The 23,783-nt window shown below is 38.6% G+C and carries 20 protein-coding genes; 12 read left to right on the plus strand and 8 right to left on the minus strand.

All coding sequences use genetic code 11. The features are described from left to right. Window positions 1–4: 4 nt before the first annotated feature. The gene (locus tag FAX86_RS19225; RefSeq protein WP_144395119.1) at window positions 5–1,168 is read left to right on the plus strand and encodes a cystathionine gamma-synthase; all 1,164 of its coding nucleotides are present in this window, start codon (window positions 5–7) and stop codon (window positions 1,166–1,168) included. 134 nt (window positions 1,169–1,302) lie between these two features. Here the strand turns inward: FAX86_RS19225 and FAX86_RS19230 are convergent, their stop codons facing one another. The 3 genes from FAX86_RS19230 to FAX86_RS19240 all read right to left on the minus strand — a co-directional run bounded on the left by FAX86_RS19230 (window position 1,303) and on the right by FAX86_RS19240 (window position 3,989). Next, a complete protein-coding gene (locus FAX86_RS19230) occupies window positions 1,303–2,211 on the minus strand; it encodes a spermidine synthase (RefSeq protein WP_144395120.1) in 909 nt (302 codons plus the stop codon). Beyond that, window positions 2,204–2,827 carry a fused MFS/spermidine synthase gene (locus FAX86_RS19235; protein ID WP_144395121.1) on the minus strand — a complete coding sequence of 208 codons (624 nt, stop codon included), beginning with the start codon at window positions 2,825–2,827 and terminating at the stop codon, window positions 2,204–2,206. Before FAX86_RS19235 ends, FAX86_RS19230 begins: the two co-directional genes overlap by 8 nt. A 79-nt stretch (window positions 2,828–2,906) precedes the next feature. Then, window positions 2,907–3,989: a tRNA-queuosine alpha-mannosyltransferase domain-containing protein gene (locus tag FAX86_RS19240; protein WP_144395122.1), complete on the minus strand. Its 1,083-nt coding sequence runs from the start codon at window positions 3,987–3,989 to the stop codon at window positions 2,907–2,909. 692 nt (window positions 3,990–4,681) lie between these two features. Between FAX86_RS19240 and FAX86_RS19245 the strand changes: the two genes are divergently transcribed. Continuing rightward, a complete protein-coding gene (locus tag FAX86_RS19245; RefSeq protein WP_144395123.1) occupies window positions 4,682–4,993 on the plus strand; it encodes a hypothetical protein in 312 nt (103 codons plus the stop codon). Here FAX86_RS19245 and mnmC read toward each other — a convergent pair. Further along, window positions 4,990–7,032, minus strand: coding sequence for a bifunctional tRNA (5-methylaminomethyl-2-thiouridine)(34)-methyltransferase MnmC2/FAD-dependent 5-carboxymethylaminomethyl-2-thiouridine(34) oxidoreductase MnmC1 (gene mnmC / locus FAX86_RS19250; RefSeq protein ID WP_144395124.1), 2,043 nt, complete (start codon window positions 7,030–7,032; stop codon window positions 4,990–4,992). The genes FAX86_RS19245 and mnmC overlap by 4 nt on opposite strands. 14 nt (window positions 7,033–7,046) lie before the next feature. After that, complete coding sequence (gene folE / locus FAX86_RS19255; protein WP_144395125.1) at window positions 7,047–7,619, minus strand: GTP cyclohydrolase I FolE; 573 nt, start codon at window positions 7,617–7,619, stop codon at window positions 7,047–7,049. Window positions 7,620–7,778: 159 nt separating this feature from the next. On the opposite strand from folE, the gene FAX86_RS19260 reads away from it, so the two are divergent. Continuing rightward, a complete protein-coding gene (locus tag FAX86_RS19260; RefSeq protein WP_144395126.1) occupies window positions 7,779–8,948 on the plus strand; it encodes a 4-phosphoerythronate dehydrogenase in 1,170 nt (389 codons plus the stop codon). 11 nt (window positions 8,949–8,959) lie between these two features. On the opposite strand, the gene FAX86_RS19265 is transcribed toward FAX86_RS19260, so the two are convergent. Further along, complete coding sequence (locus tag FAX86_RS19265; RefSeq protein ID WP_144395127.1) at window positions 8,960–10,090, minus strand: sensor domain-containing diguanylate cyclase; 1,131 nt, start codon at window positions 10,088–10,090, stop codon at window positions 8,960–8,962. A 243-nt stretch (window positions 10,091–10,333) separates the two neighbouring features. Here FAX86_RS19265 and FAX86_RS19270 point away from each other — a divergent pair, with 243 nt between their 5' ends. Further along, entirely contained in the window at window positions 10,334–10,543 is a 210-nt protein-coding gene (locus FAX86_RS19270) for a hypothetical protein (protein ID WP_144395128.1), read from the plus strand. A gap of 15 nt (window positions 10,544–10,558) precedes the next feature. On the opposite strand, the gene FAX86_RS19275 is transcribed toward FAX86_RS19270, so the two are convergent. Continuing rightward, on the minus strand, window positions 10,559–11,425 hold the full coding sequence (locus FAX86_RS19275) for a LysR family transcriptional regulator (protein ID WP_144395129.1): 867 nt from the start codon (window positions 11,423–11,425) through the stop codon (window positions 10,559–10,561). A gap of 144 nt (window positions 11,426–11,569) precedes the next feature. On the opposite strand from FAX86_RS19275, the gene leuC reads away from it, so the two are divergent. The 8 genes from leuC to FAX86_RS19315 all read left to right on the plus strand — a co-directional run bounded on the left by leuC (window position 11,570) and on the right by FAX86_RS19315 (window position 21,852). Beyond that, entirely contained in the window at window positions 11,570–12,994 is a 1,425-nt protein-coding gene (gene leuC / locus FAX86_RS19280) for a 3-isopropylmalate dehydratase large subunit (RefSeq protein ID WP_144395130.1), read from the plus strand. A gap of 1 nt (window position 12,995) precedes the next feature. Next, complete coding sequence (gene leuD / locus FAX86_RS19285) at window positions 12,996–13,628, plus strand: 3-isopropylmalate dehydratase small subunit (RefSeq protein WP_144395131.1); 633 nt, start codon at window positions 12,996–12,998, stop codon at window positions 13,626–13,628. A gap of 36 nt (window positions 13,629–13,664) precedes the next feature. After that, window positions 13,665–14,735: a 3-isopropylmalate dehydrogenase gene (gene leuB / locus FAX86_RS19290; RefSeq protein WP_144395132.1), complete on the plus strand. Its 1,071-nt coding sequence runs from the start codon at window positions 13,665–13,667 to the stop codon at window positions 14,733–14,735. Window positions 14,736–15,033: 298 nt separating this feature from the next. Then, window positions 15,034–15,561: a chemotaxis protein CheX gene (locus tag FAX86_RS19295; RefSeq protein ID WP_164503676.1), complete on the plus strand. Its 528-nt coding sequence runs from the start codon at window positions 15,034–15,036 to the stop codon at window positions 15,559–15,561. 1 nt (window position 15,562) lies between these two features. Then, window positions 15,563–15,931 carry a response regulator gene (locus tag FAX86_RS19300; protein ID WP_144395134.1) on the plus strand — a complete coding sequence of 123 codons (369 nt, stop codon included), beginning with the start codon at window positions 15,563–15,565 and terminating at the stop codon, window positions 15,929–15,931. After that, complete coding sequence (locus tag FAX86_RS19305; RefSeq protein WP_144395135.1) at window positions 15,928–16,839, plus strand: GGDEF domain-containing protein; 912 nt, start codon at window positions 15,928–15,930, stop codon at window positions 16,837–16,839. The genes FAX86_RS19300 and FAX86_RS19305 overlap by 4 nt, the downstream gene beginning before the upstream one ends. 2 nt (window positions 16,840–16,841) lie before the next feature. Further along, window positions 16,842–20,609 (plus strand): transporter substrate-binding domain-containing protein, encoded by a 3,768-nt coding sequence (locus FAX86_RS19310; protein WP_164503677.1) that lies wholly within the window; start codon window positions 16,842–16,844, stop codon window positions 20,607–20,609. Between the two features lie 187 nt (window positions 20,610–20,796). After that, window positions 20,797–21,852 carry a saccharopine dehydrogenase family protein gene (locus tag FAX86_RS19315; RefSeq protein WP_144395137.1) on the plus strand — a complete coding sequence of 352 codons (1,056 nt, stop codon included), beginning with the start codon at window positions 20,797–20,799 and terminating at the stop codon, window positions 21,850–21,852. A 36-nt stretch (window positions 21,853–21,888) separates the two neighbouring features. On the opposite strand, the gene FAX86_RS19320 is transcribed toward FAX86_RS19315, so the two are convergent. Further along, window positions 21,889–23,778, minus strand: a complete 1,890-nt coding sequence (locus FAX86_RS19320) for an ATP-binding protein (RefSeq protein WP_144395138.1) — start codon at window positions 23,776–23,778, stop codon at window positions 21,889–21,891. Between the last annotated feature and the right edge of the window lie 5 nt (window positions 23,779–23,783).

Raw genomic sequence — 23,783 nt, forward strand, 5'->3', positions numbered from 1 at the left:
TGCAATGCAAGATACCAAAGATTTAAAATTTGATACTCGGGTCATTCATGCCGGTCAGGCACCTGATCCAACAACGGGGGCTGTTATGCCTCCAATTTACCAAACATCAACCTACGTGCAAAAAAGTCCGGGTGAACATACAGGTTTTGAGTATTCACGCAGTCAAAACCCAACTCGTTTTGCTTACGAACGTTGTGTTGCCGATTTAGAAGGTGGTAAACAGGGATATGCCTTTGCTTCTGGAATGGCTGCAACAGCAACTATTTTAGAATTACTTGATGCGGGAGATCATGTTATTGCAATGGATGATCTGTACGGCGGCACTTTTCGTTTATTTGATAAAGTAAGAAAGCGCTCCGCAAACATAGAATTCTCGTTTGAAGACTTAAGCGACTTAAGTCATTTGGAAAAAGCATTACGGCCTAATACTAAAATGATTTGGATTGAATCACCGACGAATCCAATGTTGAAAGTGGTCGATCTTAAAAAAATTGCAGAATTTGCAAAAAAACACGATTTGATTGCTGTTGCAGATAACACATTTGCGACGCCATACAATCAGCGTCCATTGGCATTAGGGTTTGATATCGTTATGCACTCTGCGACCAAGTACATTAATGGACACTCGGATATGGTTGGCGGAATTGCTGTCGTTGGTGATAATGATGATTTGCGTGAACGTCTGGCGTTTTTACAAAATTCTGCTGGTGCAGTAGCCGGGCCATTTGACAGTTATTTGGCGTTGCGTGGTGTAAAAACACTGTCATTAAGAATGCAACGTCACAACGAATCTGGATTGCGCATAGCAAACTGGTTAGAAGCTCACCCTGAAGTTGAGAAAGTTTATTATCCTGGACTCGACTCTCACCCTCAACACGCATTGGCAGCGGAGCAGATGAGTGGATTTGGAGGAATGATTTCGATTGTAGTGCGCGGTGGACTGGCGAAAGCGAAAAGCTTTATGGAAAACCTCAATGTCTTTACGTTGGCTGAGAGCTTGGGCGGCGTGGAAAGTCTTGTTAATCATCCTGCGATCATGACGCATGCTTCAGTTCCAAAAGATATTCGAAAGGCATTGGGCATAATCGATGGTCTTGTGCGTCTTTCGGTTGGAATTGAAGATCCTGAAGATTTGATGAAAGATATCGATCAAGCATTACGAAAATAATTTTGTTATTTGAGTAAATGAAAAAGCCGCTTACGAAGCGGCTTTTTTGTAATAGTGTATTTTTTCTAACAATGTGTATGAATTGTGTAAGCCCTATGTATTGTGGGGCGGACTGAAAGTGACAACATTAAGTTCTACTCTTTATCGAACTTTAAAAGGTTAGCGGGTGCGTATTGATCGGTTAAAAGATCGCTGGTTTGATCCCAATCTTTTTTGGTCTGGATGTGATCGAGCAGCCAGTCAACGTCGACTCCATATTGCTCAAAAGTTGATTCCCATCGTGTAGCGTTTAATTCTAACTTGCTTAGTTTAATAAGCGGTTGTTGAGCCGGCGCGAGAACGATTCGGTTTCCTGTATTTTTCCGTTTAACATTGTAAAAATCGCCGTATACTGAATGATAAGTAGCCGACTCATAGGCATAGAGCTTACTCTGACTGAATGTATTTGCCGTAATTATTCCAGTTTCCGACAGAACAGATTTAACCTCTTGTAGAAACTCTTGAGTCATCAAATGTTCTGGAATGTAATCGCCATTAAATGCGTCCAAAATTATCCAGTCGAAGGATTCCTTTTTTAAGGCGGCACGTTTTATAAATAGACGGCCATCTCTTTCAACGGTTTTAATTCTCGGACTTTCCTGATACTCAAAATATTGTTTTGCTAACTTGATTACGGCAGGATCGATTTCTACCGAAGTGATTTCGGCGTTCGGTAGCATTTCAGAAAGTGCCATTGGAAGGGTGCCACCGCCGAGTCCGATAACCAGTATTTTTTCTGGATTGGCGTTGTACAGTAATCCTGTCAAAATAAGTTTGGTGTAAGAAAAAACAAATCTTTTGGGATCATTTTCATCTTTGCAAGTTTGATACGGTGGATTTTCTTTTCGTGTTTCGAAAACTAAACAAGTGAGATCACCTTCTTTGACGACACTAATATTTCGGTACAATGACTTTTCGGTATGAACAGTCTTCGCATCAGCGTATGCGAGTAAACTGACTGTCACGAGTAATACTGACACGCAAAATAGAACAGGTTTATGCATGGTTGCCTTCCAGTATAAGGCGATTGCCTGCAAGGTAATGTCTTGCAATTGCCGATAATCCGCAGCACAGATAGGTAGCAAAGATAAACCAAAGTATGGTGTTTATTTCGAACCAAAGTACGAGATAAAACGAGGTCATAATAGTACCTAATGCGCTACCGATGGTTGAAACGAAATATAAAAATCCAGCCGTTTGGCCACTGCTTTCAGCATTGATGACCAATAATCGAACGGAATATGGAGCAATCATACCCATAACGACGGTTGGTAAGAAAAATAATCCGCTGGCACCAAGTAATGAGCCATATCTGGGATCGGAAAAGTGTTCAAAAATCCACTCCATGATGGCTTCGCCAAAAAATATCATGGGTAACAAGAGTAATGCTGAGCCTAAAAATAAGGAGCCGTATTTTAAATTATTGGGAGAACGAATTGACCATCGTCCGCCGAGTAAGTAGCCAATAGAAAGCGCTAACATAAAAATAGTGATAATACTGCCCCAAACATAAATACTACCACCAAAGAAAGGAGCCATTATTCTGCCTCCTAAAAGTTCGACGGTCATTATGGAAAAGCCAGAGCAAAAAGCTAAAAATAAAATGTGCGCGCGATACATATATTTCAACCTATTTTATTGTTGTCAGGTATCCTAACATTATTTTGTTGATTGGTTGAGAGAATAAAGTAACCATGATTTACAGAATTGTTTTCTGAATAAGTTCGTTGTATTTTGATTTGAGAGCACTCCATAAATAAGGTTTTAAAGTGTCGTTACTTTCCTGAAGGCCATTTTCATAAATGTCGACTAGTTTTTGAACAAGTAGTGACGAATCCTTGCCTGTGTTGGAGTATAAACATTGAGTTGGAACATATTCTGGATAAGCCACCCGTTCTGGGCAGAGGGGAATACAACCCTCGGCCATCGCCTCCTGTAGGGCAAGCCCTTGAAAGTCGTGGTACGCACTTGAAACAACAATATCGGATTCCCTTAAACACAGTTCATAATTTTCCCGTGATTGAAATCCCCAACGTTTTATGTGGGCAATGAGTTTAGTTTTTGCTTCATCAAAAATTGGTGGTATTTTGCGAAATGTTTGCCCAACAATATTGACTTCAAAAGGAATGTTTCGCTGTTGGAGTTCAATTAACGCCTGAAAAAAATCTTCCGGATTTTTATCGTATTCCCATCGATGGTTCCACAAAATTTTAAGGGGTTTATGGGCTTCTAATTTCCGTGGGGTTATGACCTCTCGGTTGATGGGAACTGGCAGTACGGCCGTTTTATGATTGATAGATTCGAGCAGACTTTCGGGGATACCGTCGGGTAATTTTTTTAATAGTTTTTCAGCACCAGCCATAAATGTTGATTTGTTGTAGTTGGAGTTAAAAACGACTTGAGTTGCGCAGGCTGCATTGTAAATTGCGAGAAGTTCCAGATGCACATCTTGTTGTTGTTTTTGTGAAAGTGGATAGGCAAATTGATTTTCATGGAAGTAAACAATGGTTGGTGTTGCAGCCAAATTTGGACGAAATCCCTTTAGCGCGCTTATATCTACCATCGATGTGGCTATTATCAAGGAGTAGGTGGTGTTTAATTCTGAATAGTTCCCCAATCCCCACGTGAGGCTATTGCCTCGTACTCGCCAGGCAAAATGTCGTGCCGGCAAAGTTAAATAGGTCCATTCATAGTCATCAAGTTCTGATTGTAGCAACTTACACCAATACCGGTGGCTAGGTGTATCGTAGGAAGATAAGAGTAATACTCGTGGTTTGGTCATTAAAAGATGCCTTTATGAGCAATGTTTTCGGTATTTTTGCGTGCTTAAATATCTCAATAGTTTACTTTGTTAGGATATTCGCCCTTGTTCTTGTAAGAGATATCTCACAGAGTTGTGAGATATCCTAGTGATAATGCTTGAGTGAAAGGGACAAAAACCGACACGCTGTTTTGTAACATATTGAATATAAAGAATAAAGCTGCATTGTATAAGTTGTCTCCTAGGATTGAGTTTACGATTTTTTTAATTTCCGGGATTGTTAAAAATCATCAAAACGGTAACATTTCAATTGTGGACAGGGAAATGGAAAAGCATGAAGCACGCGCAAGCGACACAGTCTACAGGGATGCAAATGAGGTATTTGCAAACAAGGGAAACAAGGGCAGGACAAACAGCGCTTGATGAATTGGAATTTAGGGAAAGCTTCAGGAACTAGACGGAACTGGTAACGGAATATTCAGGAAATGAGTTAAATCTCGCGAAAAAGGCAGCTTTCAGCTGCCTTTTTTGTTTTTTGCGTATTAAGTTTTCCTCTCTTTTGCAATATCTATTGCAAATCATTTCAAAACAGTCTTTTTGACACGGATTATTGCATTCGCTGACAGTTTGTCATATTTACTTGTGCCATCCTGTTTCTACAGTGAAGAGACGTTACCCGCGAACTCTTTTTAGTTGTTACTGAGGAAATAGTGATGAAAAATTTAAAGTTATTAAAAGCAAGTATGCTGGTGGTGCTAGGAGCAATCATGTCGGTCAATGCGAACAGTGAAGAACATGTTTTGGTGATTAATGGCACATACCAAATTCCTGTTCAAGCTGCCATTGCGTTAGAGGAATTAAAGCATGAATTTTATGAGAAAGACTGGAAAGCTGAAGCGATGAGAGTGATGCAAAACTCCCTCGACGATATTGAAAAAGGTTCTCTACAAATTCCGGCACTTACGAATGAAACGCAAACTAACAGTGTTCCTGAGTTAATCGAGCTGACAGAATTATCCGATTAATTTTGTATCTCTTGAAACAACTTGGCAATTCCAGGCAGTCGTTTTGACTCTGGCTTTCGTAATTCTTTTATCAGAAACCGTGAAGGATGAACCAACTCACGTAATCGCTCGGTTGTTGGCATAGAACGGTTACTTATGTAGCCCTTAATTATTTCTGCGCAAAGGAAACTGCTGGTAATTCCTCTAGCACCGTGAGCCAGATTTACATATAAGCCAGGCCAGTGTTCAGCGGTTGAGTAATTTGATGCTCTTTTTCCCTTCCATAAGTCGTTATATTCGCTTTTAGCCGATTGCAGTTGAATAAGAGGACCAACGAAAGGTAAGCGATCAACTGAACAATAGCGAAATCCAACTTTTCCAGACAGTGTTTGTCCATTTATTTGACTGTCAGTCAATTTTTCCAACTGTTCTAATAGTAAATCTTGAGAATTTGTTAATAATTGTTCTTCGTGATTGTTGTGTTCGAAAGTTGCACCGACGTACAGTGATGATTCGTCTTGAGGAATTAAATAAATATCATCGCAAATCACTTTTTCAGGTAAGTTAAAAGGTAAAGAGTTTCTATTAAGTTTGCACGTTTGGCCGCGAACGGTGATTGCGGGCAAAAAGTTTTGGGGTAGTAAATGGTTCGCTGAGAAGCTATTGCAGACAATCACTGAGTCGAAAATAAATGTTGTTGCATCACAAAGTAGTTGCCATCCTGACTCAAGAAGCGTCAAACTTTTTATATCGGCATTGCATGAGACTTTAATGTTCTTGTGCTTAATGAGTTTTTCGCAGATTTTCTGGGGAAAGACAAAGCCAGAACAGGGAAAATATAAACCTTCTTTATCTTTTAAGGCTTCGAATGCCTGATGTGTTTGAGGCGGAGATACATGGGTGAACCAACGCTGAGTTTCTGGGTTTCTTTTAAAGTCTTTTAATAAACCAGTGACATCATCCTTTGTCGGTTGAAGTCGAATAACTCCTGTTTTTCTAACATATTCATTCAACTGATAGTAATCGAAATCATGTAGCAATTGATGATAAGCTTGTAGAAAAAATTGAGTGGTTAAGTTAATGTCTTTCGATAAAAAAGGATAATAAATGCCAGCACTGTTTCCTGAGGCACCAAGCGCAACAGCGTTATCTTTTTCAAATAAATGAACACTAAAGCCTGCGTCGGCCAGCTTTCTTGCGGTTGTACAACCAGCAATTCCGCCACCAATTATGGCGATATTTTTTGGGACCTGTCGTTTCTGGTATTGAAACCAAGGGGCTGACGGTTTAATTTTTGGCTTGCTTTCATGTTTTGATGCCGGTTGCTCTGATAAATGGTTTATTTTATCTAGAGTGCCAATAAGCATTTCTCGTTTGTGACCAAAACCTTTTCGCTTCGTAACATTAAATCCCGCTTCTACCAGTCCTCGTCTTACAAATCCAGCAGCAGTAAAGGTTGCGAATGTAGAGTTGTTTGCAGAACATTGTGCGACTTCCTTAAATAACTGTCTTTCCCACAAATCTTGATTTTTAGCAGGAGCAAATCCATCTAGATACCAAGCATCTGACTGATGATTGTTTGTCCGCCAGTGTTCGAAGGCATCAACAACATCCATCCATAATAAATTCAATGTTGCATTATACTGAGGGTACTCGATTTTCCAAATACCTTTGAAAGGTAACGGATAGTGTTTCACAAGAGGTTTGGCGTATGGATTGAGATCAGGCCAATAATCGATTGCTTGTTTCAGGTCGGTAAGTGTCAGTGGAAATTTTTCGACAGAAAAATAATCAAGATGTGAGTGGCTGGTATTTTGAGTGTGCCAAAATTTCAATGTCGAAAGAAAGTTTAACCCTGTGCCAAATCCAAGCTCAGTAATAATAAATTTAGATTTTTTTCCTGATGACCAACGTTTATGTAAATGATTTCCCTCGATGAAGGTGTATAGCGTTTCCTGTAATCCATCTTGCCGGGAAAAATAAATATCATTAAAGACTGTGGAAAAGGGGACACCATCACGCCAATCAATCGATGCATTTTCAAGTAGGGCGGGATTCATATTAAATAAATTATTTAACTCTTCACCAGTTGTAAAAACTCTGTTCGGGTTGCTTGGGATTTTCGGAATTGACCGAGCATTACCGAAGTTGTCATGATTGAGTTTTGTTTTTCGACACCGCGCATCATCATGCACATATGTTTGGCTTCAATGATAACAGCACAGCCAGCGGCATGGGTTACTTGCATTACGGCATCCGCAATTTGCTTGGTAAGATTTTCTTGAATTTGTAATCGGCGACCGAACATATCGACGATACGTGCAATTTTCGATAAACCAATGACTTTACCGGTTGGAATATAAGCGACATGGCATTTCCCAATAAAAGGCAATAAGTGGTGTTCGCACAACGAGTAGAGCTCAATATCTTTGACGATAACCATTTCGTCATTGTCGCTTTCAAAAATAGCGTTATTGACCACTTGTTCCAGACTTTGATGATAGCCCTGAGTCAGAAAGTTCATGGCTTTGGCGGCTCGTTGAGGTGTATCTTTTAGCCCATCGCGACTTACATCTTCGCCAAGCTCTGACAAAATCGCTTGATAGTGTTCTGCTAATTTATCGGTCGGTTGATTCTTGTTGCTCATAAAATGCCTAATTGATTTTTTATACGATAGTTGTAATGTGTAAACTATTAAAGCCAAGTGTGTATTGGCGGCTATCGGTGTATTTTAGCTAATCTTGTCGCCATTTGGATAGTTTGAAGCCCTAATTCACGGATAATAAGTTATAAAATAAGAAGCCTGATGAATAATCAACCTGTTTTCGTGGTCGATGAGGCCATTCCTTTTATTGTCGATCTTCTCAAAATGGATGAAGGACTGGGTGAGGTCATCGCTTTACCTGCTTCTGCGATCACCAGTGAGTCATTAAGAAATGTCGATGCTTTGATTGTGCGTTCTGTTACTCCAGTCAATGAAAATCTATTGAGCCAGTCTCGAATCTCCTTTGTGGGAACGGCAACTATTGGAACGGATCATTTAGACATTGATTGGCTAGATAAAAAAGGCATTCAATGGCAATCAGCCCCCGGTTGTAATGCACTGGCAGTTGTCCAATATGTAATGAGCGCTATCGCCTGGTGGGGATTTAATAAACAGCTGGAGGATTTTAGCTGTCTTACTGTAGGAATAATAGGTCATGGTGAGATAGGAGGAAGATTAAGGAGGTTGCTTGAATATTTACGATTGGATGTGCTGGTACATGATCCTTTAAAATTAGCTGAAGAGAAAATCGAAGAATCTGTTTCTTTGGCGGATTTATTTCACAACAGCGACATTATTACATGTCATGTGCCTCTTATATTGTCGGGTAAGTATAAAACATTAAACATGCTTGATATCCCTTCTTATTTATCGCAAGCCAGTAACAAGTTGCTCGTTAATACTTCTCGAGGAGGTATTATTTCAGCTGATTCGCTACGGCGTTGGAAGCAAAAAGGAGGAAGTTTGGCGATAGATGTTTGGCCTGAAGAGCCTCAAGTTGATAAGAGTCTGGTACAGCTTGCTGATATAGCAACGTCACATATTGCAGGTTACTCTTTGGAGGGGAAGTTAAAAGCTTCTCAGGAAGTACTAAAAGCAATAGAGTCTCATTTTGGAAAGCTGAGTTTAGAATTAACGAGCGAGAGTCTTCCTCCGCTTCAGAGAGTCGATATTGATAAGTTTGATATACCGTCTCAAATGACGAAAGAGAAGTTCCTGTATCGTTCCTTTATTAAGTCCTACCCAATTTTTGAAGAGTCGAAAAGCTTTAAACAAGACTATACATCAGGCACTTTTAATTTTTCGAAAATAAGAGATAGTTATAATTTACGCCGTGATTATAGTGGTCAAGTATGGAACACTGATTCACTAGAGCCGACTCAGAAAAAGGAAATTATAAATTTAAAACATTACTTAGAAACGCTGGTGTGAGCATTACGTCTTTATTGATTTAATGAAAATGGAAGTTCTTTACAAGCATTTCTTCCGTTTTCTTTAACCCAGTATACGGCTTTGTCGGCATTAAAGATTAAAGCGTCACAGATCTCTTGATTGCTACCCTGAGTAACTTGGGGATGCCAAGTTGTGCAACCAATGGAGCAAGTTATATGAAAAGGTTTTCCCCTTGTCGATGAAAGGGTTTGTCTGGCAATCATCACGCGAATTCGTTCAGCAATTGAAAGCGCAATATTTTCGTCCGAATTGGGTAAAATGATAGCGAACTCTTCACCGCCGTATCGTGCCAATAAATCGGTGGCACGTAAGTTTGGAATGATTGCTTTTGCAACATATTCGAGAGTGTAATCACCTGTTGAGTGTCCAAAGTTGTCATTGATTTGTTTGAAATGATCAATATCAATGAAAAGACAGGAAAGAGGTGAGAGCTCTCTTTCTGCGCGAGAAATTTCTTTATTTAAAGCTTGATATAAACAACGTCGATTCTTGGTTTTTGTTAATGGATCGGTCAGGCTCAGATGCTTTAATTTGTCACTGTTAATCGTGTTTTCTAAACAGACGGCAACAACCTGACAAAAGTGTTGATAAAAGTCTGTGGACATTTCGGGAGAAAACCTATCAGGGTTTTCGCTACCAAGTTGGTAACTGCCTAATAGCACACCGTTACGGATAAGAGGCAACATGATTAAAGACTTTATTTGATTGCCATTTGTAAAGAGTCTGCGTGCCAACAGATAATTTTTTTTATATAACTGCGTAATAAATCCCTTCGGGTAAAGCTCTTCAATATCGTGCAGTTCTTTAGTGAAAGTTACTTCATCGAGTTGCGCTTCGGGGTATATTTCCCTTAATAAATTTTGTGACTCACCGTAAGGATCATAAACAAAGACGCTGGCTGCTTCGACATCGAGTCGCTGTTTAAAATCGTTGGCTAGTTGATGAAATAATAGGGGCAATGATGCTGTGTTGAGCAAATCAAACTCAAGGCGGTGAAATTTCTTCTGAATCGACGTGTTTTTCTCTGCTTTGGAAACCAATGATTCAAGTAGCGATTTTAAACGCTCATTCTCTTGTTCCAGCGAACCGAGTTGACTGTTTGCTTGGTGAATAATTGCCATTGGTTATAAGTGTCGCCAGTTAATTCTACACGGTTATAAAAAGACGAGTTTTTGCAGAATAAATTCTGTTTTTGGAATTAATTTGTGAAAATTCCACTTTAATTTTATACCGCTTTTCATAAAGATACAGGAATTGGCCAGTTTATTTTTGCGAAACGGTTCATCATTTAGTGATAGGAAACTATAATGTCTCTATACTGTATGAACTTTAAATGAAATCCAACCAACATTTGAGAGCGCCGAATGGGTGAAGTCAAAGACAAAGACGAAATTGAGTGGACTAGTGTCGCGGTAGATCGCAGAGTCGGAGATCGACGAGCGGGAATTGATCGCCGGCAAGTGAAAGGACGCTCAATTACCGTACCTGACATGCGCTCCGGTATTGATCGTCGCAAACACGACCGTCGAAAAACGGTTCGTTTGACAATCACTGGCCGAGCGATGGATATCTAATTTTAAGTGGTATTTCTACATCTCTTTCAATGTTTTAAGAAGCCGCTCACCTGCTTTCGATAGTGGGCGCTTTTTATGATGAATTAAGCCCAATGTTCTTGTTAAATCAAAATCCAGGTGATTGATAAGTTTAAGCTTTGGATTATTTAACGCCTCGGGCAAAACACTCCAGCCTAAATCACATTCGACCAATGTTTTTATCGTTTCCAAATAATCACCTGCTCGAACTTCATTGCAATGAACTTGTTTCTCTTTCAAGTAGGTAATAATGGCTTCTCGAGTAAAGGTTTTTTTCTCGGGCAAAATAACAGGGTAATCATTAAGGTGCTGGTAGTGAAGCTTCTTAATAGAAGCCAGTTCACTATTACTCGCACAAAATACCCTTAATTTATCTTGCCAAATCGTAAAGGCTTTCACTTGTTTGTCTATGTACTTTGGTAAGGTAAGCAGTGCGCACTCAATTTCTCCGTCAAGAACGCCTGCGTATGCTTCTTCAGAGTCCATAAACTGGACGCTTAAATCGATGTCTGGGAAATTCTGACGCAAATGTTGAAGAATGGGTGGCAGTCGGTGTAAGCCAATATGGTGACTGGTCACAATACTTAATGGACCGGAAATGCCTTTATTTAAGTTTTTAATCTTTTGCCGGGTAAATTCGATTTCCCGAAGAATTTTTGATGCCTCTAACTTTAATAATTTTCCAGCGGAGGTGAGTTCGATTTGATGGCCGACTCGATCGAATAACAAACACCCCAAATCATCTTCCAAACTTTTGATCCGTTTGCTAACCGCTGGTTGCGTTAAAAATAAGTGTTCCGATGCTTCTGTAAATGATCGAAAACGAGCAACAGCAAGAAAAACTTTCAGTGATTGATAGTCCAATTCTGTCTCTTTTTAATTCATCCCAATAGTAAACCTATTTTAAATCATAACTAAAGGTTATGGAAAATATAATAAATATGAATTTGTCTTATGCTGGACTAAGCATTAGTCTTTTAAATAAGTCAACGAAATCAGGCCAGCAAAATGAGTGTTTCAAAAACTTTATACGATAAGCTTTGGGAGCAACATAAAATCAAGGAGTTAGAAGGCGGGTTATCACTCATTTACATCGATCGGCAACTGCTCCATGAGGTAACGTCGCCTCAGGCATTTGAGGGATTAAGGCTGGCTGGAAGGCAGCCTTATCGAACGCAAGCGAGTTTGGCAGTGCCTGATCATAATGTCCCTACGAAGGAAAGACACCGTGGCATTCCCAATCCTATAGCCCGAATACAAGTCAATACACTTGAAGAAAATTGTAAATCCTACGCCATAACACATATCGGGATGACCGATAAGCGTCAAGGTATCGTACACGTTATCGGACCTGAGCAAGGCGCTACATTACCAGGAATGACTATTGTATGTGGTGACTCTCACACAGCGACTCACGGAGCATTCGGTGCTTTGGCATTTGGTATTGGAACCTCTGAAGTAGAGCACGTATTAGCGACACAAACGTTACGCCTGCAAAAATCCAAAAATATGAAAGTTGAAGTTCATGGTGAGCTACAGCCTGGGGTAACAGCTAAAGATTTGATTTTAGCCATTATTTCTGAGATTGGAACTGCAGGAGGTACTGGATATGCAATTGAGTTTACTGGTGAAACAATTAACAAGTTGTCAATGGAAGGGCGAATGACGCTGTGTAATATGGCCATTGAAGCTGGCGCCAGAGTCGGATTAGTTGGGGTTGATGAGAAAACAATTGAGTATGTAAAAGATCGACCCATGGCGCCCACCAATGAGGATTGGAATCGAGCCGTTAATTATTGGAGAACGCTACATTCCGATGATGGCGCAACGTTTGATAATGTTGTTGTTATTGACGCCTCTACGATTGCTCCCCAAATCAGTTGGGGAACGTCTCCTGAAATGACTATTTCAGTCAATGATCTTATTCCTGATCCTGATGAAGCTATCAACAAGGCTGTTCAAAAAAGTCAGCAACAAGCGTTGGGTTATATGGGATTAAGTGCTAAAGAGTCGTGGCAAAATATCGCATTGGATAAAGTTTTTATCGGATCTTGCACAAATTCTCGGATAGAAGATTTGCGTGCAGCGGCGCAGACGATTCAAGGGCGAAAAGTCTCACCGACGATAAAATTGGCCATGGTGGTTCCCGGCTCGGGTTTAGTTAAAGAGCAGGCGGAAGCGGAAGGGCTCGACAAAATTTTTCTAGAGGCGGGATTTGAATGGCGAGAGCCAGGATGCTCTATGTGTCTGGCTATGAATGCTGATCGTTTAGCACCAAAAGAGCGTTGTGCTTCAACTTCTAATCGAAATTTTGAGGGGCGACAAGGTAATGGTGGGCGAACACACTTAGTGAGTCCTCAAATGGCAGCGGCGGCGGCCATTCATGGACACTTTGTAGATGTTCGAAATGATTTACTACAAAAGGAGTTTTAGCATGGAGAAGTTTAATTTGATCCGGTCTATCGTTGCACCAATCGACCGGTCCAATATTGATACTGACGCCATTATACCTAAGCAGTTTTTAAAGTCTGTAAAGCGTTCCGGATTCGGCCCATATCTTTTTGACGAATGGCGCTATCTTGATACTGGTGAGCCAGAAATGGACTGTTCGCAACGACCAATAAATACAAGTTTTGTGCTGAATCAAGATGAGTTTAAAGAAGCTCAAGTGTTGTTAACGCGAGATAATTTTGGCTGTGGATCGAGTCGTGAGCACGCGCCATGGGCTCTCGAAGACTTTGGTATTCGAGTCATAATTGCATCAAGCTTTGCCGATATTTTTTTTAGTAACTGTTTTAAAAATGGCATTTTACCTTTGGTATTAGCTGAGCAAACAATCGATGAGTTATTTCAATTAACGCGGCACAGAAACATTCATGTGACAGTCGACTTAGAAAACCAGTTACTCATTGTTGATGATGACAAAACAATATCTTTTGAAATTGATGTTGTGAGAAAGGAGTGCTTGCTGGAAGGCATGGATGATATTGACCAAACTTTACAGCATTTATCCGATATTCGTTCATTTGAAGCTGCTTATCGAAACCGATTTCCATGGTTGTTTTAAACCAATGAAAGTTAGACATTAAGGGAAACGAATTTTATGACGAAGAAAGTATTGTTGTTACCAGGCGATGGTATTGGACCTGAAATTGTTGCTCAGGCTGAAAACGTCCTGATTCATTTAATTGAAAATTTTGACCTTGATGTCGAATTAGACACTGACGTTGTTGGCGGCGCAGCTTATGATTTAACAGAGACTCCTCTTCCGGAGCAAACACTCAATAAAGCGTTGCAAGCCGACGCTGTTTTATTGGGAGCCGTAGGAGGGCACAAGTGGGAACCATTGGAGCGAGAAGTTCGTCCTGAAAAAGCCTTGTTAGATTTGCGATCTCGATTGGAGTTATTTGCCAACCTTAGGCCTGCCATGTTGTATCCTCAATTGGTAAATGCTTCCAGTTTAAAGCGCGACCGTATCGAAAATTTAGATCTTATGATTATTCGTGAGTTGACGGGAGGTATTTATTTTGGGGAACCTCGAGGAGTGTTTGAGGAAGGCGGCGAGAGAGTGGGGATCAATACCTATCGTTATTCTGAAAGTGAAATTGAAAGAATTGCTCATGTTGGATTTAAAACGGCTCAGTTGAGAAATGGCCGATTATGTTCGGTCGATAAAGCAAATGTTCTTGAAGTCACGGAGCTCTGGCGAGAGGTTGTCACCGAGGTTGGAAAGGAATATCCCGATGTAGAACTCTCTCATATGTACGTCGACAACGCGGCGATGCAATTGGTTCGTGCTCCAAAACAGTTTGATGTTATTGTTACAGGTAATATGTTTGGTGACATACTGTCCGATGTCGCAGCAATGTTAACTGGGTCAATCGGTATGTTGCCGTCGGCAAGTCTGGATTCGAATGGAAAAGGATTATACGAGCCTGTGCATGGTTCTGCACCTGATATTGCTGGACAAAACAAAGCGAATCCTCTGGCAACCATCATGTCAGTGTCACTCATGCTTCGCTATAGCTTGAATCGGGCTGATTTGGCCAATCGAATTAATCTTGCTGTTGAAAATGTGTTAGGTAATGGTGCCAGAACATTTGATATTGCAGAAGGTGAAACCTATATTTCAACGACCGATATGGGGGAGCAAGTGGTTACGGCCATAAAGTAACGACATTTCACATCATTACTCAATGTTAAGCCGAGGCTTACCGCATACAGGCTAAGCTTTTTATGTATAAAAATAGATATTTTTAATATCAAAATCCTATTTAAGTTCAACTTTAATCTGGTCGGCAAGTGTTTAGTTTAGAACATTGATAAATGATATTCGCATGCTTTTTAAGTACAAGGCAATGATTGGACTTACGATTTCATAATATTTAACGTTTCTTATCTATAGTAGATAGAACCGTGCGATGTTTGCGAGTTCTACTATACTATTGAGATTAGATTCTAACCTCTTACTGATGATGTCTCAGCCGCAGGAAAGTGTTCAACCTCTAATCGAACGTGTTACTTCAAGAATGCTCGTTTTACTTGAGAATGAGTTCAAGATTGCGGCGACAAATATTCGATATGACTTTAATGATGTTAAGCAGCTGAAGCTCAATTATTTAACCTCAATGATTGTCATCGAAGAACCTATGAGTGTTATTTTTGCCTTCAGTTTTGACGAACCTTTGGCTTATGCGGTTATGAAGTCTTACACAATAGAACTCGATGTTGATCCTTCCTCTGAATCACAATATGTTCAAGATTCCGCAGCAGATGTGATTAATATTGTTTTAGGTAATTCACTAACCAGTTTTCAAATTTATGATAAAGCAATTGAGTTAACTCCTCCGATTGTTTTAGTGGGTGCTAAAACAATATACCGAAAACAAACGGCAACCTTCTATTCTTCTGAAATAGAAACGGAGCAGGGAAATATGAAAATATTTTGCTTGGGACCTCAAGTGCTATTTGATCATAGACTGAATTACAAAGGAGATTAAGATGAGTAAGCCGTTAAGTTTTATGGTCGTCGATGACTCCTCCATTACCATAGAAAAGTTATCTTTTATTATTCACGACTTAGGCCATAATGTTGCGAGAACTTGCTCGACGGGTCAAGAAGCAGTTGATGAATATGGAGATGTGCAGCCAGATGTCGTAACTATGGATATTACAATGCCCCAGATGAATGGAATTGATGCCACGAGAAGTATTTTGCAAAAATATAAAGATGCAAAGATAATCATGGTAACTTCCCATGGCCAAGAGAAAATGGTGATGGATGCTATTGAAGCAGGTGCGGTTGGTTACATTTTAAAACCCTTCAGTCGAGAAAAGTTGGAAAATGTGATTAAAGAGGCTTCTTTATGAGCTCTAAAAATGGCAAAGAACTTTTTTCAGAGTTATTTGATGAAATGCCCTTTAATGTTTATGTTTCTGATGTGAAAACCTTCGAACTGGTTTTTGTGAACAAGCAATTAAGAACTACAATGACCAATGGGACTACTGGGAAGTGCTACAAAAGAGTTTATCAGTTCGAAGAACCTTGTCCTCATTGTCCTATAAAAGCTAACCCCGATATTCCCATTGAGCCTGATCAAGAAACAATTGTTTCTGAGTATTTTAATGAGCTTGATGATCGATGGTATCAATTGCAAGATAAGTATATTGTTTGGACTGATGGTAGAATAGTGAAGTATTCAATTGGTGTCGATATAACTGAACAAAAGAAGACGCAAAATCAACTAGCAGAGGCTCATGCTCAGCTTGCATTACGCTCGAAACATCTTGAAGTAAAATCGATTACCGATCCGTTAACGGGACTGTTTAACCGATATAAGTTAAAGGAAATTCTAGAGCGGGAAGTATCGCGATGCATGCGTTCGGGAGCTAAGTTGTCGGTAATACTCGTTGATCTCGATCATTTTAAATCCATCAATGATACCTTTGGGCATATTGTTGGTGATAAGGTATTACAACAAACAGCGGAAGTTTTAAAGCGTTCTCTTCGTTCTTACGATCATCTTGCTCGCTGGGGAGGAGAGGAGTTCGTTGTTGTATGTCCCGAGTCGCCATTACTGGCGGCGAAGCAAGTAGCAGAAAAATTACGAACGCAACTATTAGATACTGAATTCCCCCAGTTGAATCGAGTGACAGCAAGTTTCGGTATCGCCGAGTACATCAGTGAAGAGTCGATTGATGATTTAATATCTCGGGCAGATAAAGGGCTATATTGTGCTAAGGAAACGGGAAGAAATCGTGTTGTAGCCATGGAATGATAATGAGCATTGATGGTGTGACTTGTGAAAGATCTATCTTAAGAACTATCTTAAGAACTATCTCAAGAGTACTAATTGTTTTCTTTGCTCTAAGTCCGGTTGTTTTCTCTTCTATTAGTTTTTCAAATCAATCTCGGGATGATATCGAAAAAGCTTCTCAGTTCGACGAAATTAGCTTGTTATATGATTTCAATGAACAAGAAATTGAATTTATTAAGAATTCAGGACCAAAAACTTTGTGTTTTGTTTTTTTTGCAGGTCGACCTGATTTTGATCTAAGATACATGCGTTGGTTGATAGAGGATACTGGACTCTCTTTAAATTTGGGGCCTCCAGTTTCGTGGAGTGAAGGAATAGAAGCTATAAAAAATAAAGGATGTGATATTTTACCTGAAGCGACAAAAACGGAAGCAAGAAGTAAATCCTTCAATTTTACGCGTCCTTATTCAAGATTAAATCATGTGATCTTTACCAAAGCAGGACGAACAAGCCATAAGGAATTGCATGAAGTCCTGGATCAGAATCTATTAATATTAAAGAATAGTTATCTCATTCCTGTTCTCAAAGAGCTTTATCCAAATATTAAATTAGAAGAGGTTGAGCATGAGTATGAAGGCTTAAAAAAAGTAGATTCAAGTTATGCCTTTGGTTTTATAGGAAATGAAGTGCTTAATCAATCACCGTACCGTCAATCTTATCGAGACGTTATTCCATCAATCGTATTGGATAAGCAGTTTGATGACATTTATTCCTTTGCGACTCGAAAGGAAGAGATTCTTCTTCATCAAATTCTGGAAAAAGCAATAACAAAGAAAATTCAGGGGATGAATGAGAGACAGATGATGTTTCAGTTTTTAAACGACGATAGTTCATTGATCTCTATGAGTTACAAAGAGAAGAAATATGTTAGCGATAATCCTACTATTAGACTATGTCAAGTTAAACTAAATGAGGGTTCGGATACAGCAGTGAGCTTGGCGAAATACTTAACGAGAGAAACTAAATTAAATATAACAGTCAGTGAGCCTCATGAGTGGAGTGACGCGATCAACAAACTACTGAATGGTGAATGCGATTTATTACCGAATATTACAGAAACGGTTGAGCGAAGGAAATTACTAGCCTTTAGTAAGCCGTATATAAGAGTCAGTCGTGTATTAATTACGCTCAAAACACATCCTTTTTCTGGCGATATATCAAGCTACCAAGATAAGAGAATTGCTATCGTAAAGGGTGATATAGTCAAAGATGTTCTTCTTGCTAAATACCCTAATATTCAAATCACAGAAGTTATGACTCCTCACGATGCTTCTTTATTAGTCGAAAGTGGGGAGGTTGATGGTCAAATAGATGTGATAACAACAGCAGAAAATCTATTGTACATATACGACCTAGATGCTCTAAAGATAAATTTTAGATTGAGTAGTGAATATGATGATCTGCAAGCATTTGCTGCTCGAGAAGAAGATTCCGTATTAATGGAAATTATTAATAAGCATATTGATCTTTCAGACAAAACTAAAATTGCATCGCTATTAAGGGCTGAACCTCTAAAGAATATCTCCGATCAGTTTTTAAATAGTAGTGAACGTTCCTATCTAAGAAATAATCTAATAACAATATGTAATCCTAACCTAGGACAACCCATTAAGAATGTTGTTGATTATTTACTAGAAAAGACTCAGGCAAATTACGAGTTTAATGAGAGCACTACTTGGAGTGATGCGCTTGAGCAATTAAAACGAGGCGAATGTCATATGTTACCTCAAGCGAGTGAAACAAAAAAGCGTCGTGCAATAATGCATTTTACTCCCCCGTTTTATCAAGAAGAAAGAGGTATTTTAACCAGTAACGAACAACCGTTTATCCTTAATTTTAATGATTACGCTTCAGAAAAGTACGCTGTAATTAAAGGGGACGTTCTAGCTGAAAATCTATTGGAAGAATTTCCAACCATTGATTTGTCTTATGTAAAAGATACGGAGACGGCTGTTGAACTCGTATCTCGAAAAGAAGTCTTTGGATATATTGATAGCATAACGAATATTGTTAGTCGAATCGATAATAAGCACTCGGCATTGGTTAAGATATCCGGAACATTGCCAGAAAAATATAACGATCAATGGTCTATAGCAACGAGAAAAGACAATCAATTACTCAATAGCATCCTAAGTAAATTGATAAGTAATTCGAATCCCAATGTCATTGAAAATATATTATTGGAATACAACCCGATAAAATATCAAAAAGGAATTGACTATCGCCTAATAACACAGGTTGTTATTATTTTCTTAATAGTCTTTGCTTCTTTTGTTTACTGGAATCGTCGATTGTCAGTTGTTAAAAGTAAAGTTAAAGTATTGTTGGATAGTTCAGGTGAGGGATATTTTTCCTTTGGAAGAAATCTTAGGGTAGATAGTGAATTTAGTAGAAAGTGCTTGGACATTTTTACAAAGAAATCAATGGATGATCAAACAGTTGATGAACTTTTGTTTCAAAATGATGGAGACTCCAAGGATACCTTCGTAAAAGGAGTTGGGTTGATATTCAAAGCGAGTGATGAAAAGAAGAGGCGAGTTTTTGCTGATTTATTACCTAAACGCTCAAACGTTAATAGCAGAATACTTAGCTTAAATTACTCATTATTGAAGAATCGTATTATTGTTATCGCAAAAGACATAACTGAGGAAATTAAATTACGAGAACAAATTGAAAAAGAGCATCTCGAGCAATGCATGATAGTCTATGCTTTAAGTCATAAAAATGAAGTACTGTTTATAAACCAAGAGCTAGAGGAGTTTTTGATCATAAATGATGTGAAAAATATTCAATCTGTCGATAAGAAAGCAGGTGTGTTTATTTATCAAAAGCTTCACACATTTAAAAGCTTATGTATGCAAATTTACTTTAACAGGACTGCAGACGTACTGCATGGTGTTGAGTCTTTACTACTTGAATTTATCAGCTCTGATGTATTAACTGACGACTTTGTTCAAAGATGTGAAATGGCTAGACAAGATTCATTTAATGCGCTCTATGCCGACCAGGCTGTTTTAAATACAGCATTTAATATCGAGTTTTTTCAGCAAAGAAATGAATATAAAATAAGCGAAGAGAAGCTTAACTCTTTAAAGAAGCTTTCTAATAGTAACAAGCAGTTATTATGCGAGTTAAATGAGATTCAGTATTTTAGTGCAAAAGAAATTCTAAAAAATCATATAAAGACGGTCAAGGAATACGCTAGAACAGTCGGTATAGATATAGATAAATCCGTGATCGAAGGTGTTGATATAAAACTCGATTCAAAATATCTATCATTTTTTTTATCGACAATACATATTTTTAGAAACATTGTTGCTCATGGAATTGAACCTCCTGAAGTAAGAGAAAAAATTGGGAAATGTGCGGCGGGACGAATCGAGGTTTGCATTTCAATAGAAGGTGATAGATTAAAGCTCATTATAGCGGACGACGGAAAAGGGATCGCATCAAGTATTGCCAATGGTGTTTCAAATAAAAGTAACAATACTAAATACCAAGAGGGCGATGAGGTTTTATGGGAAGAAGATGAGATACAAAAAATGTGCAAGAATGCGATACTACGTCAAACTGAAGTCACATTTCTATCTGGTCGGGGTACTGGTTTGTCGGCTGTTTTACGATACACTAAGTTACTCGATGGAACCCTTCGAATCCGCAGCGTACCGAATCAAAGTACTCACTTTGAATTCGTCATATCATTGAATCACGGTTATTCAATAAGCGATTGATTTTTAAAGAGCGTCTATTTTGACGCCTGCATTGTTTTTATGGATAAAACAATATAACCTGTTGCCACTTTGTTCTTAGTCTAAACAGCATTTTGCCAATTAAATAATGGTGATTGCTTTAAAGAATATTCATTAGATAGTGATCACCTCAAAATAGTGATCGCCTCAAAAACTTACGGAGAAAGTTGTGTCTAAAATATTAATCTATGGCGCTTATGGCTATACAGGGCAGCTGATTATTGATGAGGCCTTGCGACATAACCTTAATCCAATAATAGCTGGTAGAAGTGCAGATAAACTATCTGCTCTGAATTATCCCTTAGAAAGACGCGTCTTCAATTTGGATAATGTAGAATCAATTATAAAACAGCTGTCGGATATTGACATTCTTATTCATTGTGCGGGTCCTTTTTCATCAACGGCAGCACCAATGATGCAAGCCTGTCTTGCTAGTAAAACTCATTATACAGATATCACTGGAGAAATAAGTGTTTTTGAATTAGCACAATCATTTTCTGACAAAGCTAATAATTCGAACATTGTTATTTGTCCTGGTGTGGGTTTTGATGTAATACCTACCGACTGTCTGGCAAGTCAATTAAAAGAGAAAATGCCAGATGCAAAGTACCTTTCTTTGGGGTTTGATACCAGCAGCCGATTAAGTCCAGGTACTGCTAAAACGTCTGTTGAAGGTTTGGGGCAGGGAGGTAAAGTTAGAAGTGACGGAATTATTAAGTCGGTACCATTAGCGTATAAGTCACGCACAATAGATTTTGGAAACGGTTCGAAGAATGCAGTTACGATTCCTTGGGGAGATGTTTCGACAGCATTTTACTCTACGCGCATTCCTAATATAGAGGTTTATATACCTGTTTCTCCTCGTGGTGCAAAAAAGATGAGACGGTTGAACTGGATTAGACCAATTTTAAAAATGCCATTTGTGCAACGATATTTAAAGAAGCAGGTTGGTAACACAACGAAAGGTCCTGATGCATCAAAAAGAAAAAATCAAGGCACTTATGTGTGGGGCGAGGTAATCAATGAGAATGGAAAAATACTACAGGCGCGAATTAAAACAGCGAACGGTTATTCTTTGACGGCTTCGGGCGCTATTGAAATCGCTCGGTTTTTGATTGGTTATAATGGAACAGGTGGAGCCTTTACGCCAAGTACTTTAATTAATAATCAATTAGTGCATCAATTAGAAGGAAGCAGTGAAACTATTTTTACTGAACTAAAATAAATTTTAAATCCGCTCTATTTCAAAATAAATATTTAATTAATGGGCCGTTTCTGCAACAGGTTTTTTTATGGGAAGCTCGATAAAGAAAGTTGTGCCCATTTCTTTTTTGCTATTTACATAGAGTTTTCCATGATGACGTTCAATAATACCATATGATAAAGATAGACCTAAACCAGTTCCTTTACCGACCGGCTTCGTGGTGAAAAAGGGATCAAATATCCGGTTGATAATTTTATCGGGTATGCCTTTTCCATCATCTGCAACTTCGATACAAATATGGTCATCCCCTTTAAGATAGGTAGAGATAGTGATCGTTCCCTGGTTTTCTATAGCATGCCCTGCATTAACAAATAAATTCATTAAAACTTGGTTGAGCTGAGATGAAATACATTCTATTTCCGGTATTTCTCCAAAATTCTTAACAATTTTCGCTTTGTACTTGAGCTCGTTGTGCACGATATTTAATGTGCTGTCAATTCCTTGATGTACGTCATGCAATTGCCATTCGTGCTCACCTACTCGGCTGAAATCTTTAAGATCGCTGACGATTTTTTTAACTCGATTTACGCCTTCGAATGACTCTTGTAAAAGTTCAGTAATATCCTCTCTTAAGTAGTCCATATCAATAGCATTTTTAAGTTCTTCAATTTTTACCAAGTTATTTTCTGAAATGTCGTTAAGCAATTCTTCTGATGAATATAGATCAACAAGACGAAAAATATCAGTGATATATGACTTTAAACTGGATAAATTGGAACTGATATAACCGACGGGATTATTAATCTCATGAGCAACTCCTGCTGCAAGTTGTCCAATGGATGCCATCTTTTCGCTTTGAAGAAGTTGATTTTGAGTATACTTTAATTCAGAAATTAGGGCCTTTTGTTCCTCTTGCTCCTTGATAAGCCGCTGATTTTGTTGTTGAATTGAACCCAATAGCTCTCTACGCTCCAGAATATTTTCAACACCATCACAAAACAATCGTACAATCATAGTTTGTAAAAGCGAGTAATTTTTATCACTTAAGAGGACTGCGGTAAAGCGACAGTTCCCGTTTATTTGCAAGGGAACGATAAGTGCGTGTAGACTCGAATCGCTATTTTCAGGATGTAAAGAATGTTTTATTAATCGCTCTTTATTTATTTCTCCTGTTTCAATTAATGTTGTTAATTTATTTTTTACACTGTTGTACAGTTTGTGATCGCCCTGTGTTGATAAGCGTTGAAAATCATTGTTTTCTTCAAGTCTCAATAAATAGGCATCTTGAACACTGACTAATGTTGAAAGTTGAAAAATCAGCTTTTGATAGAAATCTTCATTGGTGTGTTCTTGCGTTTCATCAACTCTAGATTCGTTAATCCAAGCAAGTGATTCCATCCAAATTGAACGCTCACGACTAATTCTTTGACTCTCTTTTTGATATTTTTTAGCGTTCTCGCTGGTTGAAACTGTATCGAGAAAAATGGTAATGAATTGATCGATGGCTGTTAGGGTTGTTTGATCCTCTTTGTCAAAAGCTTTGCTTTCATTTTTTCTAATTAAGACAATAATTAGAGACTGCGAATGAGAAATCTGATTTGAAATATAAACTCCAGAGTTGAAATCTTCTAATATTTTGGGATGGACGATATCTGATATTTTATCGACATCCGATCGTTCCAAAAATGTTAGATGTAGCGAAAGATGCATCAAGTCGAACGTTTCGAGTAGCGACCACTTTTCAAGTTCATAGGTTCCGTATTGAGATATTAAGTTGATTCTCTTGTCATCAATGCTGTTAATAAGCAAAATGCATTCATCAGAATGTGTCAGCTGTTGAATGGCTTTAATAATAGCTTCAGAACTTTCAAAGCTTTTTTCTTCTGCAATATTTACGATTGATGATTGGCAAATTTGAAATAAGCTTTTGTAGTCTTCGATGTTCATCGTTT

It is taken from the genome of Pleionea sediminis, from assembly GCF_007570825.1.
In the GTDB taxonomy this organism is placed as follows: domain Bacteria; phylum Pseudomonadota; class Gammaproteobacteria; order Enterobacterales; family Kangiellaceae; genus Pleionea; species Pleionea sediminis.

What these genes read in the sequence shown, in the direction of transcription:
- FAX86_RS19245 (WP_144395123.1), top strand. Translation starts at nt 4,682, where the DNA reads ATGAAAAATTTAAAGTTATTAAAAGCAAGTATGCTGGTGGTGCTAGGA.
- FAX86_RS19305 (WP_144395135.1), top strand. Translation starts at nt 15,928, where the DNA reads ATGAGCTCTAAAAATGGCAAAGAACTTTTTTCAGAGTTATTTGATGAA.
- FAX86_RS19295 (WP_164503676.1), top strand. Translation starts at nt 15,034, where the DNA reads ATGATGTCTCAGCCGCAGGAAAGTGTTCAACCTCTAATCGAACGTGTT.
- leuD (WP_144395131.1), top strand. Translation starts at nt 12,996, where the DNA reads ATGGAGAAGTTTAATTTGATCCGGTCTATCGTTGCACCAATCGACCGG.
- FAX86_RS19235 (WP_144395121.1), bottom strand. Translation starts at nt 2,827, where the DNA reads ATGTATCGCGCGCACATTTTATTTTTAGCTTTTTGCTCTGGCTTTTCC.
- FAX86_RS19240 (WP_144395122.1), bottom strand. Translation starts at nt 3,989, where the DNA reads ATGACCAAACCACGAGTATTACTCTTATCTTCCTACGATACACCTAGC.
- leuC (WP_144395130.1), top strand. Translation starts at nt 11,570, where the DNA reads ATGAGTGTTTCAAAAACTTTATACGATAAGCTTTGGGAGCAACATAAA.
- mnmC (WP_144395124.1), bottom strand. Translation starts at nt 7,032, where the DNA reads ATGAATCCCGCCCTACTTGAAAATGCATCGATTGATTGGCGTGATGGT.
- FAX86_RS19265 (WP_144395127.1), bottom strand. Translation starts at nt 10,090, where the DNA reads ATGGCAATTATTCACCAAGCAAACAGTCAACTCGGTTCGCTGGAACAA.
- leuB (WP_144395132.1), top strand. Translation starts at nt 13,665, where the DNA reads ATGACGAAGAAAGTATTGTTGTTACCAGGCGATGGTATTGGACCTGAA.
- folE (WP_144395125.1), bottom strand. Translation starts at nt 7,619, where the DNA reads ATGAGCAACAAGAATCAACCGACCGATAAATTAGCAGAACACTATCAA.
- FAX86_RS19310 (WP_164503677.1), top strand. Translation starts at nt 16,842, where the DNA reads ATGAGCATTGATGGTGTGACTTGTGAAAGATCTATCTTAAGAACTATC.
- FAX86_RS19230 (WP_144395120.1), bottom strand. Translation starts at nt 2,211, where the DNA reads ATGCATAAACCTGTTCTATTTTGCGTGTCAGTATTACTCGTGACAGTC.
- FAX86_RS19260 (WP_144395126.1), top strand. Translation starts at nt 7,779, where the DNA reads ATGAATAATCAACCTGTTTTCGTGGTCGATGAGGCCATTCCTTTTATT.
- FAX86_RS19225 (WP_144395119.1), top strand. Translation starts at nt 5, where the DNA reads ATGCAAGATACCAAAGATTTAAAATTTGATACTCGGGTCATTCATGCC.
- FAX86_RS19270 (WP_144395128.1), top strand. Translation starts at nt 10,334, where the DNA reads ATGGGTGAAGTCAAAGACAAAGACGAAATTGAGTGGACTAGTGTCGCG.
- FAX86_RS19300 (WP_144395134.1), top strand. Translation starts at nt 15,563, where the DNA reads ATGAGTAAGCCGTTAAGTTTTATGGTCGTCGATGACTCCTCCATTACC.
- FAX86_RS19320 (WP_144395138.1), bottom strand. Translation starts at nt 23,778, where the DNA reads ATGAACATCGAAGACTACAAAAGCTTATTTCAAATTTGCCAATCATCA.